10 protein-coding genes are annotated in these 14,120 nt (G+C 67.9%); 6 read left to right on the top strand and 4 right to left on the bottom strand.

Annotated features, from left to right (window positions below; all coding sequences use genetic code 11):
* The first annotated feature begins 53 nt into the window (after positions 1–53).
* The gene (locus ACIOU8_RS08605) at positions 54–1,208 is read left to right on the top strand and encodes an exonuclease SbcCD subunit D (protein WP_400788138.1); all 1,155 of its coding nucleotides are present in this window, start codon (positions 54–56) and stop codon (positions 1,206–1,208) included.
* Between the two features lie 114 nt (positions 1,209–1,322).
* Complete coding sequence (locus ACIOU8_RS08610) at positions 1,323–4,319, top strand: AAA family ATPase (RefSeq protein WP_400788140.1); 2,997 nt, start codon at positions 1,323–1,325, stop codon at positions 4,317–4,319.
* 50 nt (positions 4,320–4,369) lie between these two features.
* Here the strand turns inward: ACIOU8_RS08610 and ACIOU8_RS08615 are convergent, their stop codons facing one another.
* Positions 4,370–4,927: a nucleoside phosphorylase gene (locus ACIOU8_RS08615; RefSeq protein WP_400788142.1), complete on the bottom strand. Its 558-nt coding sequence runs from the start codon at positions 4,925–4,927 to the stop codon at positions 4,370–4,372.
* 112 nt (positions 4,928–5,039) lie between these two features.
* Between ACIOU8_RS08615 and nadE the strand changes: the two genes are divergently transcribed.
* The 3 genes from nadE (at position 5,040) to ACIOU8_RS08630 (ending at position 10,206) form a co-directional block, all read left to right on the top strand.
* The gene (gene nadE / locus ACIOU8_RS08620) at positions 5,040–5,858 is read left to right on the top strand and encodes an ammonia-dependent NAD(+) synthetase (protein ID WP_400788145.1); all 819 of its coding nucleotides are present in this window, start codon (positions 5,040–5,042) and stop codon (positions 5,856–5,858) included.
* A 71-nt stretch (positions 5,859–5,929) separates the two neighbouring features.
* Positions 5,930–9,400: a TM0106 family RecB-like putative nuclease gene (locus ACIOU8_RS08625; protein WP_400788147.1), complete on the top strand. Its 3,471-nt coding sequence runs from the start codon at positions 5,930–5,932 to the stop codon at positions 9,398–9,400.
* 29 nt (positions 9,401–9,429) lie between these two features.
* A complete protein-coding gene (locus ACIOU8_RS08630; RefSeq protein WP_400788149.1) occupies positions 9,430–10,206 on the top strand; it encodes a hypothetical protein in 777 nt (258 codons plus the stop codon).
* A gap of 95 nt (positions 10,207–10,301) precedes the next feature.
* On the opposite strand, the gene ACIOU8_RS08635 is transcribed toward ACIOU8_RS08630, so the two are convergent.
* Both ACIOU8_RS08635 and ACIOU8_RS08640 read right to left on the bottom strand, forming a co-directional pair.
* Positions 10,302–11,360 carry a methionine synthase gene (locus ACIOU8_RS08635; protein ID WP_400788151.1) on the bottom strand — a complete coding sequence of 353 codons (1,059 nt, stop codon included), beginning with the start codon at positions 11,358–11,360 and terminating at the stop codon, positions 10,302–10,304.
* The gene (locus ACIOU8_RS08640) at positions 11,357–12,346 is read right to left on the bottom strand and encodes a putative oxygenase MesX (protein ID WP_400788153.1); all 990 of its coding nucleotides are present in this window, start codon (positions 12,344–12,346) and stop codon (positions 11,357–11,359) included. Before ACIOU8_RS08640 ends, ACIOU8_RS08635 begins: the two co-directional genes overlap by 4 nt.
* Before the next feature lie 122 nt (positions 12,347–12,468).
* Here ACIOU8_RS08640 and ACIOU8_RS08645 point away from each other — a divergent pair, with 122 nt between their 5' ends.
* Positions 12,469–13,443 carry a LysR family transcriptional regulator gene (locus tag ACIOU8_RS08645; RefSeq protein ID WP_400788156.1) on the top strand — a complete coding sequence of 325 codons (975 nt, stop codon included), beginning with the start codon at positions 12,469–12,471 and terminating at the stop codon, positions 13,441–13,443.
* Here the strand turns inward: ACIOU8_RS08645 and upp are convergent.
* The gene (gene upp, locus ACIOU8_RS08650; protein WP_042538962.1) at positions 13,428–14,060 is read right to left on the bottom strand and encodes a uracil phosphoribosyltransferase; all 633 of its coding nucleotides are present in this window, start codon (positions 14,058–14,060) and stop codon (positions 13,428–13,430) included. The genes ACIOU8_RS08645 and upp overlap by 16 nt on opposite strands.
* Between the last annotated feature and the right edge of the window lie 60 nt (positions 14,061–14,120).

Below are 14,120 nucleotides of genomic sequence, written 5' to 3' on the forward strand. Positions count from 1 at the left end.
ATGCCGCGGCACGCCTGGAGCCGAATGTCGGTGGGGGTTCGTAGCGTGTGAGTATGCGAATCCTGCACACCTCCGACTGGCACATCGGCCGCACCTTCCATGGCAACTCGACCATGGACGCGCTGGCCGAGGTTCTCGGGGCGCTCACGGTGCAGGTTCGAGAGAACGCGGTCGACGTCGTCATCGTCGCCGGTGACGTCTTCGATTCGGCGACCCCGGCCGGCCCTGCGTACACCCTCCTCGGCGACGTGCTGGTCGCGCTGCACGAGACGGGGGCCCGTGTGATCGTCACGAGCGGCAACCACGACTCCGCGGCACGTCTCGGGTTCCAGGCGCGGCTGCTCCGCGACGGCATCCATGTGCTGACCGATCCTCTCGCGATCGGCACACCCGTGACGTTGAGCGACGCCGATGGCCCGGTGCACCTCTACGGCATTCCCTACCTCGAGCCGGCCATCGTGAGGCAGCACTGGACCGGCGCCGAGCTGCGCACCCAGGCGCAGACGCTCGCCCACGCGATGGATCTCGTCCGCGAGGGGATGCGGGAGCACCCTGGGCGATCCGTCGCGATCGCGCACTGCTTCTCGGCGGGCGTAGACGCCACCATCGGGCTCGAGCGCGAGGTCCGACAGGGGGGCCTCGACGTCGTGCCGCTGTCGGTCTTCGACGGCCCGGACTACGTCGCCCTCGGGCACATCCACGGGCGCCAGCAGATCAGCGACCGGGTGCGCTATTCGGGCGCTCCACTGCACTACAGCTTCGGCGAGCAGAGCAAGCCGCGCGGTTCGTGGCTGGTCGATCTCGATGCCACGGGCCTCGCCTCGGTCGAGTGGCTCGATCTGCCCGTCCCTCGTCGCCTGGTGACCCTGACGGGCTCCCTCGACGAGATCCTGTCTCCCGAGAACATCGCGGCGCACGCCGACGACTGGGTCTGTGCGGTGTACACCGACGCGCTCGCCCAGACAGAGCCGATGCGTCGCCTCCGCGAGCAGTATCCGCACTGTGCGATGGTGCAGCACCAGCCGTCTGACACATCCGCCGGGGTCGAGCGCTCTTACGTCGATCGGCTGCGCGGTGCCGTCAGCGACTCTGAGCGCATCGAGGCCTTCCTCGAGCACGTTCGCGCGGGCCATGGTGCGACCGAGCGCGAGGGCGAACTGATCCGCGAGGTCCTCGACGACCGCGTCCGCGCCGAAGCCCTCATCTAGTCCGGTGACGACGCGAACTAATCCAATGACGACTCGATCCAGTCCGGCGGCGACTCGATTTAGTCCGGCGATGCGTCAACGCACTGATGTGCCGACAGTGAAGAAGGTGCTCTGATGCAGCTGCACCGTCTGGAGGTCGAGGGATTCGGTCCGTTCCGCGAGCGTCAGATCGTCGATTTCGACGCGTTCGCCGACGACGGCATCTTCCTGATCGCCGGGCGCACAGGTGCCGGCAAGTCCAGCATCCTCGATGCCGTCTGCTTCGGCCTCTATGGCGGAGTCCCGCGTTACGAGGGCGGCGAGAAGCGGCTGCGCAGCGATCACTGCGAGCCCGACGACGCGACCGAGGTCGTGGTGCAGTTCAGTACTCCGGCGGGTCGATTCCGCGTCAGGCGTTCACCTGAATACGAGCGCCCCAAGAAGCGCGGCGGCGGCATGACGGTGCAGCCCGCGGCCGTGCAGCTCGACACGATGGTCGGCGGGGAATGGGTCGGTCTGGCCGCGAAAGAGCGCGAGGCCGCCTATGAGCTCGACGAGATCCTGCAGCTCAGTCGAGAGCAGTTCCTGCAGGTGATCCTGCTCGCGCAGAATCGCTTCTCCGAGTTCCTTCTGGCGGGGAGCAAAGAGAGGCAGTCCCTGCTGCGGCGGCTGTTCGGCACCGAGCGGTTCGAAGACGTGCAGGCGCGGTTCGACGAACGGCGCAAAGCAGCCGAGCAGACTCTCGGGGCACGCCTCGCGACGGTGTCTGCCCGCCTCGACGAAGGCGAGCGGCTCGTCGGCAACGCCGACCTCGGTCACGACAGCGAGGCGCAGGGAGATGACACGGGCGCGACCGAGGCGGAGCCTGTCGCGGTGACGACCGAGGAACGCCTCGAAGGTCTGCGCCGTGCGAAGTCTCGAGCCGACTACCGCGCGGAACGTCGAGCAGCGGAGCGCATCGAGGCTGAGAAGCAGTCGGACGCCGCCGACGCCGCGCTCGCGATGGCGCGCGAAGAGCAGCGGTCTCAGGCCGAGCGAGACCGGGCCAGAATCGCGCTCGCACGTCTCGAGGCCGACGAGCCGCACATCGCCGCCGCGCGCAGTGAGCTGCAGGACGCCAGAGCCGCGGAGCTGCTGCGAGGCCCGATCGCGACCGCGGCAACGGCGGCAGCGGCGCTCGAGGCGGCCCTCGAGGCCGAGACTCGCGCACGAGCGACCTGGGAGGCGCACGGGGTCGTCACGGACGACCTCGCAGAATGGGCGGCCGAGCGCACGGCGCAGATCGGCGCGTGGCAGCGTGCAGCAGAGCTGGAACGATCCGCGGCGGCACTCGATGCCGAACTCGTAGCGGCCTCCGATGCAGTGGCGGCGGCGACCAGGCGCATAGACGCGGCAGAGGCCGACCGTGTCGCGCTTCCCGCGCAGCTCGAACAACTCACCCTCGCGCGCGACGCGGCGAGGCAACTCGCTGATCGCGCCGGAGACCTGGCTGCCGCACGGGATGCTGCCGCAGTGCGGCATACGGCTGCGCTCGAGACAGTGCGCCTCAGGGCCGCCCATGCCGACGCCGAGCGCGAGCTCGCTGACGCGAGCGCTGCGCTCGCTGCTGCACAGACCGTGCTCGCTCAGCTCAGGCAGCGTCGACTCGACGGATTCGCAGGGGAGTTGGCGACGTCGCTGCGCGGCGGCGAGGCGTGCCCGGTATGCGGATCGCACGAGCACCCGGCTCCCGCCGTGCATGCTGATCCCGTCTCTGCCGACGACGTCGACGAGGCCGAAGCCGCACGTGATGTCCTCGCGCAGCGCGAGCGAGATGCGGCGGAACTGAGATCTTCACTGCGCGCCGACCTGGCCGCGGCGATCACCCGCGCAGACGGTCGCGAGGTCGACGGGGCCCGCGAAGAGCTCGACGACGCGACAGCAGCGCACGCACAGAGCACCGATGCATCCGATCAGCAGGCCGCGCTCGAGCAGCAGCGCGAGGTGCTGCTCGAGCGGATCCGTCGTCTCGAGGGCGACCGCGACCGCGATTCCACGGTGCTGGCTGCGGCGCGCGAAGCGCACTCGCTCGTGGCGCAACGCGTCGCCGACACGCGGGAGGCGATCACCGAGGCGAGAGGACCCTACGAGTCCGTGGCCGAGAGGCTCACGGCGATGCGCGTCGAGGTCCGGGCCGCTCTCGCGCTGGTCGAGGCGGTCGCAGAACGAGCGCGCAGGGCCGAGGCGACGAGCGCAGCGAAGGCCGAGCTGGAAGCGGCGCTGGAAGCATCGGAGTTCCATGGCGTCGCTGAGGTCGAACGGGCACTTCGCACCGTCGCCGCGCAGACGGCTCTCGAGAGCCGAGTCACCCAGCACTCCGTCCAGCGGGAGAAGGAGCGCGCGATCCTTCTCGACCTCGAGCTCCGCACCCTCCCGGAGGAGACGATCGATCTCGGTCCTGTCGAACTGCTGTCCGTCGCCGCGCGGCAGCGCTGGTCCGACGCGGTCGACGAGGCGGGGCGGGCGGCGGGCGTGTCAGAGCAACTGGCTGCGGTCATCGAGGCAGCGGCATCAGAGCACGCCCGCATCGCGGACGACGCGGCCGATTACGAGGTTCTGCGAGGACTTGCCGACACGATCGCCGGGCGAGGGGCGAACGCGCGCAAGATGACGCTCGAGACGTTCGTGCTCGCCGCCGAACTCGAAGAGATCGTCGACGCGGCGAACCGTCGGCTCAACGACATGTCGACCGGACGGTATCAGCTGCGCCACTCGGATGCACTCGCCGCCCGCGGGGCTGCGTCAGGCCTCGGCATCGTCGTGTTCGACGCGTTCACCGGCCAGACCCGACCCGCCCAGTCGCTGTCGGGAGGCGAGACCTTCCTGAGCTCCCTCGCCCTCGCTCTCGGACTCGCCGAAGTGGTCACGGCACGAGCCGGCGGCATCCGTCTCGACACCCTGTTCATCGACGAGGGGTTCGGCTCCCTCGACGGCGACACGCTCGACGTCGCCATGCGCACGCTCGACGAACTACGCCAGGGCGGACGCACCGTCGGTGTCATCAGCCACGTCGAGGCGATGCAGGAGCAGATCCCCGCGCAACTCCGGGTTCGTGCGACGTCGAGCGGACCGAGTGTGATCGAAGCGCGCTGACTCTGCGAGTCCCCCCGCCGGAGGGAACGGGGCTCCGAGAATGCCCGGTCTCAGACGCCGTATTCCCGGCGGATCACGTCACGGAGCTGGACGCTGCACCGTGCGATCGCCTCGCGGAAGTCGACGAGCGCGCCTTCCTCTGCCCGGTCGGAGATCGCGCGGAACGCGCGGATCGGAACTCCGAACTGCTCGGCGACCCAGATGTACGCGTAGGTCTCCATGTCGACCAGACCAGCGCCGGAAGACCGGATGACAGCGCTGATACCGGCATCGCCGACGAAGCTGTCGCCGGTCGCGATCAGCACGCCCTCGCGGCCCGTGGACACGCGCGCGGGCAGAGACACGTGGTGCCCCGCGATTCCGTCGAGGTTGAAGACGTCGTGCTGCAGCGCGCTGCCGATCTCATGCGCGCTCGCGTCGAGTGCAGGATCGATACCGCCCGCGGTCCCGACGACCACCACCTCGGAGTACTCCTTGGCGTCGAGCGCACGGGTGAGGCCGAACACGGCCTGCATCTTGCCCTCGCCGGTGACGAGCCGGTCGAATCCCTCGAGCTCCTCCGGGAAAGCTGCGAGTTCGGAGGCCATGGCTGCGACGAGAAGTTTCACTCAGCCATCCTGCCAGGTGGAGCGGTCGCCGCGAAGTCGCGCGCGTGCGACCGACGTCATCTCGATGTAACACTGGGGGAGGATACTGGCGTCTGGCAGACCGGAGGAACACATGACCCTGCAGCAGCAGATCTCTGAAGCACTCGGCGTGAAGCCCGAGATCGATCCGGCAGCCGAGGTGGAGAGCCGCGTCGGCTTCCTCGTCGACTACCTGCGCACCACAGGGGCGAAGGGCTTCGTGCTCGGGATCTCCGGCGGCCAGGATTCGACGCTCGCCGGACGACTCGCACAGCTCGCGGTCGAGCGTGTGCGCGCCGAGGGCGGAGAAGCGAAGTTCCTTGCCGTGCGCCTGCCGTACCGGGTGCAGAAGGATGCAGCGGATGCCGAGGCCGCGCTCGAGTTCATCGCACCGGACTCCTCGGTCGAGGTGAACATCCAGAACGGCGTCGACGGCGTCGAGGAGGACATCGAGTTCGCCGTCACGAGCGACATCAGCGACTTCAATCGCGGCAACATCAAGGCGCGCGTGCGCATGGTGACGCAGTACGCGCTCGCCGGACACGACGGTCTCCTCGTCATCGGCACTGACCACGCGGCGGAGGCCGTCACAGGCTTCTACACGAAGTTCGGCGACGGAGCCGCCGACATCCTTCCCCTGTCCGGGCTCAGCAAGCGGCAGGGCCGTTCACTGCTGCTGCTGCTCGGAGCGCCCGATCGTCTCGCCTACAAGGTGCCGACGGCCGACCTGCTCGACGGCCAGCCCGGCCGTGCCGACGAAGACGAGCTGGGCCTCACTTACGAGCAGATCGACGACTTCCTCGAAGGGCGCGAGGTCGCTCCCGACGTCGCCGGGCGAATCGAATCCCGCTACCTCGCCACGCAGCACAAGCGTCATCTTCCGGTCACCCCGGACGACACGTGGTGGCGCTGACACGCCTCTCGAGGTGATCCCGTGTCGGATGCCGCGGCTAGTGTCGAAGCATCCGAGGGAACGGGAGAATCGTGCGGATCGACACTCAGGCGCAGCGCGTCATCTGGAGCGCGAGCGACCTCAAGGCGGCCGCCGAATGCGAATTCGCCTGGTGCCGAGCGATCGATGCGAAGCTGGGCCGCGTTCCGGCCGTCGAGGAGCCTGAGGACGCGACTCTCGCCAGGGCAGCGCTGCTCGGCGACGTCCATGAGCAGAACGTGCTGGCGCGGTACCTCGACGATCTCGGCGCCGATCGGGTGCATCTCGTCGAGAAGGTCTCGTCCGTCGATGCCGAAGCCCTTGCGGCGGCTGTCGACGAGACGGTGCGGGCGCTCGGCTCCGATGCCGTCGTCGTCTTCCAAGCCGCGTTCGCGACACCCGAGTTCGTCGGTTTCGCCGATTTCCTGAAGCGCGACGACGACGGGCGCTGGCGGGTGCAGGATTCCAAGCTCGCCCGCAAGGCGCGGGTCACCGCACTCATGCAGCTGGCGGCATATGTCGATCAGCTCGATCGGCTGGGTTTTCCCCGATCCGACGAGGTCGACCTGATCCTCGGCGACGGAACATTGAGCACCCACGCCGTCGACGACCTCCTTCCGCTGTTCCAGGTGCGCAGAGCGCGCCTGCGCGCGCTCATCGCCGATCGACGAGTCGACGAGGGTTCCGCCGGTGCCGCGCTGGCATGGGGCGACGACCGCGGCGACCTCGAGGTCGTGGCGTGCGGGCGCTGCGCGACGTGCGAGGAGCAGGTGATCGCGCATCGCGATCTGCTGATGGTCGCGCGTATGCGGCCCGTCCAGCGTGCACGGTTGCGGGCGGCCGGGATCGAGACGATCGACGCCCTGGCCGACGCGATCACGCCCCCTGACGGCATGAACACCGACACGTTCGAGACGTTGCGCGCGCAGGCGAGGCTGCAGATCCGAGCGGAGGCCGAGGGCGCGCCGACCTACGACGTGCACTACGCCGCGGCGATCCACACGCTCCCCGTGCCGAGCCACGGCGACATCTTCTTCGACTTCGAGGGCGATCCGCTCTACACCGAGCCGGCACCCGATGGCGAGGCTCACTGGGGGATCGACTACCTCTTCGGATGGGTCGACAACGCCGACCAATACACGGCGCTGTGGGCCCACGACTTCGCGGCGGAGCGAGAGGCGTTCGAGCGCTTCCTCGACTTCGTGAAGGTGCGCAGAGCCGCGCACCCCGGCATGCACATCTACCACTACGCCCCCTACGAGACATCGCACCTGGTGGCCATGGCCGCTCGGCACGGCGTACGCGAGGGCGAGATCGATCGCCTGCTGCGTGAAGGGGTGTTCGTCGACCTCTATCCGCTGGTTCTGCGCACCGTGAGGGTCGGCACGAGGTCGTACTCGATCAAGAAGCTCGAGCCGCTGTACATGGGCGAAGACGTTCGCACGAGCGACGTGCAGAAGGGCGATGACTCGATCGTCCAGTACGTGGCGGCCCGAGAGCTCGCGGCGGCAGGGGAGCAGGAAGAGGCGGACGCGGTGTTCGCCGACCTCGCCGACTACAACCGCTACGACTGCGTGTCGACCCGTCGCCTTCGCAACTGGCTGATCGACATCGCTCGGAAGGAGGGGGTGAACCCCGCGCCGCCCGATGAGGCCGACGAGGTCATCTACGAGCCGTCCCCGCGGTCGGTCGCGCTGCTCGCCGACGCCGAACGGGCCGTCGACGCGGGTGGCGATGGGCAGGTGCATCGCATCGCCGCTGCCGCCATCGACTACTTCCCCCGAGAGGCGAAGAGCTTCTGGGTCTCGCACTTCCAGCGGTTGCGCGAGCCCGTCACGATGTGGGACGGCACTCGTGATGTCGTGCGAGTCGACCGCTTGTCCTCGACCGTGCAGCGCGACTGGAGCATCGGCGAGGGACGGCGGGTGATGTCGCGTGACATCGAGATCCGCGGCGAGGTGTCGCCGGGAACGACCCTCGGCGCCGGATCACAGCCGTTCGCCCTGTACCCGGTGCCTGCGCCGTTCGACACAGATGCTCCGTCACGCGCAGCGCACGTTCCGCACAGCGTCACAGTCGCCGAGGTGCTCGACGACGGCTATCTGATCACCGAGACGGCGATCCAGGGACAGACCTGGGACGAGCTGCCTCTCGCTCTCACCCCGGCGGCGCCGCCACGCGTCGTCTCGCTGCAGGGCGCGATCGACGAATGGGCCGACACAGTCCACGCGGCAGCGCCCGGGTTCCCTTCCGATGCGGCCACCGACATCCTCCGCCGGATCCCTCCGCGGACGCTCTCGGGCAGCGTGCTGCCAGAGAGCGGCGGTGACACGATCGACGCGATCGTGCGCGCCGTCCTCGATCTCGACCGCAGCTATCTCGCCGTGCAGGGCCCTCCGGGCACAGGCAAGACCTACACGGGCTCTCAGGTGATCGCGCGACTGGTGAAGGAGCACGGCTTCACGATCGGCGTCGTCGCGCAGTCGCACGCGATCATCGAGAATCTGCTCGAACGCGTGGTGGCCGACGGTGTTCCCGCGGCGCAGGTCGCCAAGTCCCCGAAGGACCCGTCGACCGACCCGTCGTACACGGTGATCCCCAAGAACGGCATGGCCGCGTTCCTCGGCGAACATGCCGAGCACGGGGCCGTGGTGGGCGGAACGGCCTGGGACTTCAGCAATACGGCACGAGTGGAGCGCGGAGGCCTCGACCTGCTCGTGGTCGATGAAGCGGGGCAGTTCTCCCTCGCGTCCACGATCGCCGTCGCGGCAGGTGCCAAGCGGCTGCTGCTGCTCGGAGACCCGCAGCAGCTTCCCCAGGTCAGCCAGGGCGCGCACCCCGAGCCCGTCGACACGTCGGCGCTCGGCTGGGTCATGGACGGCGATGCGGTGGTCCGACCGGACTACGGCTACTTCCTGGCGCGCTCGTGGCGCATGCATCCTCGCCTCGCGGCGCCGGTGTCGAGGCTCGCGTACGCCGGGCGGCTCGCGTCGGCTCCCGGCACCGAACTGCGCTCGCTCGAGGGCATCGACCCGGGTCTGCACATCGTCCCGCTCCGCCACCGGGGCAACGCCACGCAGTCGCCGGAGGAGGCGGGCGCGGTGGTGGCGCTCGTACGAGATCTCGTCGGGCGAGCGTTCACCGACAACGATGCCGATGCCACGGTCCGTCCGCTCGCGCAGCGCGACATCATCGTCGTCGCTCCCTACAACGCACAGCGTCAGGTCGTGCACGACGCGCTCGCCGAGGCCGGTTTCCCTGAGGTCCCGGTCGGCACGGTCGACAATTTCCAGGGCAAGGAGGCGGTGGTCTCGATCACGTCGCTCGCGGCGTCCAGCGGACGCGATGCCCCACGGGGTCCGGAGTTCCTGCTGCTCCAGAACCGACTGAACGTGGCGATCTCGAGAGCGCAGGTCGCGGCATACCTGATCCACTCGCCGGCACTGCTCGACGACCTGCCCCGCACTCCCGAGGGGGTCGCTCGAATGAGCGCCTTCGCGCGGCTGGTGGGTGCGGCGAGCTGACGCAGTACCGTGAACAGCAAAGCAGAGCGATGACTCACACGATCGATGAGATCCTGCGCGCATCGGCGGCGTGGGTCTGGTTTCCTCGCGACAGCGAGCAGCAGAAGAGTCACCTGCAACTGGTCCGTTACCCTGCGCGCTTCGGCGGCGGGGTGCGGGGCTCTCAGGTCGACTCCGATGCCGACCCCGTCGCGGTGCTCGATCACGCCGTCGAGCGAACGAGGGCCTGGCACGAGACGGAGTTGCGGTTCTGGACCAACGCGTCCGATCGCCCCGATCTCGAAGAAGAACTGCGGCGGCGCGGAGCGGAACATGTCGACACGGTCGCCGTGTTCGCTCGCCCGATCGGGGACTCGATCGTCGACGTCCCCCTCGGGATCGACGTGGAGGTCGTGCGGACACTCGACCAGGTTCGCGAGGTCGACGAGATCAACGTGCCCGTCTGGCAGCAGCAGCCACTCGACGAAGGAGGGCTCCGCGTCGAACTCGATGAGATCACCTCGGCTCTCGATGCCGGAACGAGATTCCGAGTTCTCGCGCGGCTCGATGCGGACGGCGAGGCGGTGAGCACGGGTGGCTGCACGATCGCCGACGGGTTCGCCCGGCTGTGGGGCGCGGCCACGCTCGAACAGGCACGGGGGAGAGGCGCGTATCGCGCCGTCCTCGCCGAGCGGCTCCGAGTCAGCGCCGCACTCGGAGCCGCCACCGCGCTCGTGAAAGGACGCACGGAGACGTCGGCGCCGATCCTCGCGAGAGCCGGGTTCATCTACCACGGAGACGAGCGCGGCTACCGACTGAGCGTGTGAATCGCGCCATCGGAACCGTCGGCGCGATGTCTCACGACGAGCCGTTCGCGCTGCAGCGGTGCGCAGAGTCCGCTGCGAACCGGGAGGTGCGGTGATCAGGCCGCGCGGTCGCCGAGCTCTTCACGCAGGATTCGTGCTCCTGCGGCCAGCGCGCTCAGCTTGTCGAGTGCGACGCGCCTCGGCAGCGGTGCCATGCCGCAGTTCGAGCTGGGGATCAGAAGATCTGCATCGACGAACTCGAGAGCGCGACGCAGGGTGTCGGCGACCTCTTCCGCGGTCTCGATCTTCTCGCTCGCCACATCGATCGCCCCGAGCATGACCTTCTTGCCGCGGATGAGCTCGATGAGGTCCATCGGCACGTGCGAGTGGTGACTCTCGAGCGAGACGATGTCGATGGACGACCCCTGCAGAAGGGGGAACGACTCCTCGTACTGCCTCCACTCCGCCCCCAGGGTCGCCTTCCAGTCGTTGTTCGCCTTGATCCCGTAGCCGTAACAGATGTGCACAGCCGTCTCAGCATTCAGCCCCTCGACGGCGCGCTCCAGGGCGGCGATGCCCCAGTCCTTCATCTCATCGAAGAACACGTTGAACGCGGGCTCGTCGAACTGGATGATGTCGACCCCCGCGGCCTCAAGCTCTCTCGCCTCCTGATTGAGGATCGTCGCGAACTCCCACGCCAGCTTCTCGCGGCTGCGATAGTGGCGGTCGGCCAGGGTGTCGATCATCGTCATCGGTCCCGGCAGGGCCCATTTGATCGGCTGATCGGTCTGTCGGCGCAGGAACGCCGCGTCGTCCACGAATACGGGCTCACGACGGCTCACCGCGCCCACCACGGAGGGCACGCTCGCGTCGTAGCGGTCGCGGATGCGGACCGTCTCACGCTTCTCGAAATCGACGCCGTCGAGATGCTCGATGAAGGTGGTGACGAAGTGCTGGCGAGTCTGCTCACCGTCGCTGACGATATCGATGCCACGCCGACGCTGTTCGTGCACCGCGGCGCGCAGCGCATCGTGCTTGCCCTCCACGAGCGCATCGCCGTCCAGCTCCCACGGCGACCAGAGCACCTCCGGCCTCGCGAGCCACGCCGGTTTGGGCAGACTCCCGACGATCGAGGTGGGGAGGAGGGTTCTCGAGGTCGAGCCAGCGCCGGTCATCGGACCGGAGCGGGGTAGGCGGCGGCCCACTGATCCAGCACGCGCCGGTGGGGGGTCACGAAGTGCTCGTCCGCGTAGCGTCCCTGCACCACGGCGAGCTGGCTGCGCTCTTCGCGGTCGTAGGTGATCTCCGTCTGCTGGAAGTCATCATGCGCCAGGCTCGGACGGTACACGCTCTCTGCCGGTGCGTTCGCGTTGTAGATCTCGGGCCGGTAGATCTTCTGGAAAGTCTCCATGGTGCTGATCGTGCCGATGAGCTGCAGATCGGAGTAGTCGCTCAGAAGATCGCCACGGAAGTAGAAGGCGAGCGGGGCGACGCTGCCGCGCGGCATGAAGTACCGCACCTGCAGGCCCATCTTCCCGAAGTACTCGTCGGTGAGCGAGAAGGAGTCCTGGACGTACTCGGCGCCGAGCACGGGGTGGTGATTGCCGTTGCGGCGGTAGGTCCTGCTGGTCGAGACGCTGATGCAGATGACCGGCAGTGTCGGGAAGCGCTCCTGGTACGCGTCGGATTCGAGGAAGTGCTGGAAGAGCTTGCCGTGCAGCACGCCGAAGTCGTCGGGAGTGGAGAATCCGGCACCCGCCGCGTTCGTCGCCGGCAGCACGACGCTGAAGTCGTAGTCGCGAAGGTAGGAGGAGAAGTTGTTCCCCACGATCCCATGGTGGCGCTCTCCGGTCAGTCGGTCGACGATGTGGATGTCGAGCACTTCGAGCACCGGGAACTCGCGATCCTCGCCGTCTGCGAATCGCAGCTGCACGGAGACGATGTCGAGCTCGACCGAGTAGCGGTCGCCGCCGGGGCGGTCGCCGCGTGCGAGATCGTTGAATCGACGGTCGATCATCTCGAGGGCATTGCGGAGGTTCTGCTGGCGCCGCTCGCCGCGGGCGAGGTTGGCGAAGTTCGTGGTGATACGCGAACTGTCCGACGGGGCGTAGTCCTCGTCGAAACGCGTGGTGGTGATGCTGAACGTGATCTCGTTCGCCATGAGGGGCCAATCCGGGGAAGAGAGGCCGACTCGGCCTCGCGAAAGCTGTGTTCCCCATGGTGCGGCCGCAATGAGGTCATCGGGTAATTCGGCTCCACTATGCGGTGATATAGCCTTCTCCTATGCCCAGGCGATCGAGCGGTATCACGCTGCAACAGCTCCAGTACTTCATCGAGGTCGCCGCAGAAGGATCGATCACCGCTGCGGCCGACGTGCTCTACGTCGCTCAGCCCACCATGTCGGCGGCGATGAAGGACCTTGAGAACAGGGTCGGCCGTGCACTTCTGGCCCGCTCGGCGCGGGGAGTCACGCTCACCAGCGACGGCTCGGAGTTCCTCGGGTACGCCAGACAGATCGTCGAGCAGGCCGAGCTGCTCGAGCAGCGCTACCTGGGGAGGCCACCGTCACGCCGCCTCCTCGGGGTGTCGACACAGCACTATTCCTTCGCTGTCGACGCGTTCGTGCGGATGGTCAAGGGCACGAGCGCGCCCGAGTACGAGTTCTCGCTGCGGGAGACCCGCACATGGGACATCATCGAGGATGTGCGGACGCTGCGCAGCGAACTCGGCATCCTCTTCCGCAACGACTTCAACCGGAACGTCATCGACAAGCTGCTGCGAGACTCGGGTCTCGCTTTCCATCCGCTCTTCGTCGCAGAACCCCATATCTTCGTCTCGCGGCGGAACGCGCTCGCCTCCAGAGAGCGGGCGACGCTCGACGATCTCGTCGGTCTGCCGCGGCTCACCTTCGACCAGGGAGCGAACAACTCGTTCTACTTCGCTGAAGAGATCCTCTCGACCCTCTCGACCGCTCGGGAGATCAGAGTCTCCGACCGAGCGACGATCTTCAACCTCATGATCGGGCTCGACGGCTACACGATCTCCACGGGCATCATCAGCGACGATCTCGATCCTGAGATCGTCGCGGTGCCCCTCGACGTCGACGATCACATCGAGATCGGATGGGTCGGGCGCGCGGCGATACCCCTCACCGAGCAGGCGAAGCGGTATCTCGTCGAAGTGCGCGATGTCGTCGCGGGCTTCGGCGTGGCGCTGCTCGACGAGGGCGAGCCGACGGCGCCTCAGACGGTGCCGTAGAGGCGATCTCCGGCGTCACCGAGTCCGGGCACGATGTAGCCCTTCTCGTTCAGACGCTCGTCGAGAGCGCCGAGCACGATGGTCACATCGCGGTCGCCGACGAGAGCCTCGATCGCGGCGAGACCCTCCGGCGTGCCCAGCAGGCAGATCGCGGTGACGTCCTTGGCCCCGCGGTCGAAGAGGAACTGGATGGCCGCAGCCAGCGAGCCGCCGGTTGCGAGCATCGGGTCGATCGCGAAGCACTGGCGGTCGCTGAGGTCGTCGGGAAGACGCTCGGCGTAGGTGGTCGGCTCGAACGTCTCTTCGTCGCGGACCATCCCGAGGAACCCGACCTCGGCGGTCGGCAGCAGCTTGACGAGACCTTCGAGCATGCCGAGGCCTGCACGAAGGATCGGAACGACGATCGGACGCGGCTCGGAGATCTTGACGCCCATCGTCGTGGTCACCGGAGTGGTGATCTCGACCGGGCTGACCTTCACGTTGCGGGTCGCCTCGTATGCGAGCAGCGTCACGAGCTCTTCGGTCAGTTGACGGAAGACCGGCGACGGAGTGCGATGGTCGCGCAGCACCGAGAGCTTGTGAGTGACGAGAGGGTGGTCGGCGACGTGGACACGCATGCTTACAGGCTAATGCGCCGGACGCCCCCGTACGACATCGGATGCGCTGGGCGGCTTCTG

The sequence above is a fragment of the Microbacterium sp. NPDC087589 genome, from assembly GCF_044743635.1.
Taxonomy (GTDB): Bacteria; Actinomycetota; Actinomycetes; order Actinomycetales; family Microbacteriaceae; genus Microbacterium.

Excerpts from the sequence above, each read along its gene's own strand:
- ACIOU8_RS08610 (WP_400788140.1), top strand. The coding sequence starts at position 1,323 with ATGCAGCTGCACCGTCTGGAGGTCGAGGGATTCGGTCCGTTCCGCGAG.
- nadE (WP_400788145.1), top strand. The coding sequence starts at position 5,040 with ATGACCCTGCAGCAGCAGATCTCTGAAGCACTCGGCGTGAAGCCCGAG.
- ACIOU8_RS08605 (WP_400788138.1), top strand. The coding sequence starts at position 54 with ATGCGAATCCTGCACACCTCCGACTGGCACATCGGCCGCACCTTCCAT.
- ACIOU8_RS08640 (WP_400788153.1), bottom strand. The coding sequence starts at position 12,346 with ATGGCGAACGAGATCACGTTCAGCATCACCACCACGCGTTTCGACGAG.
- ACIOU8_RS08630 (WP_400788149.1), top strand. The coding sequence starts at position 9,430 with ATGACTCACACGATCGATGAGATCCTGCGCGCATCGGCGGCGTGGGTC.
- ACIOU8_RS08645 (WP_400788156.1), top strand. The coding sequence starts at position 12,469 with ATGCCCAGGCGATCGAGCGGTATCACGCTGCAACAGCTCCAGTACTTC.
- upp (WP_042538962.1), bottom strand. The coding sequence starts at position 14,060 with ATGCGTGTCCACGTCGCCGACCACCCTCTCGTCACTCACAAGCTCTCG.
- ACIOU8_RS08635 (WP_400788151.1), bottom strand. The coding sequence starts at position 11,360 with ATGACCGGCGCTGGCTCGACCTCGAGAACCCTCCTCCCCACCTCGATC.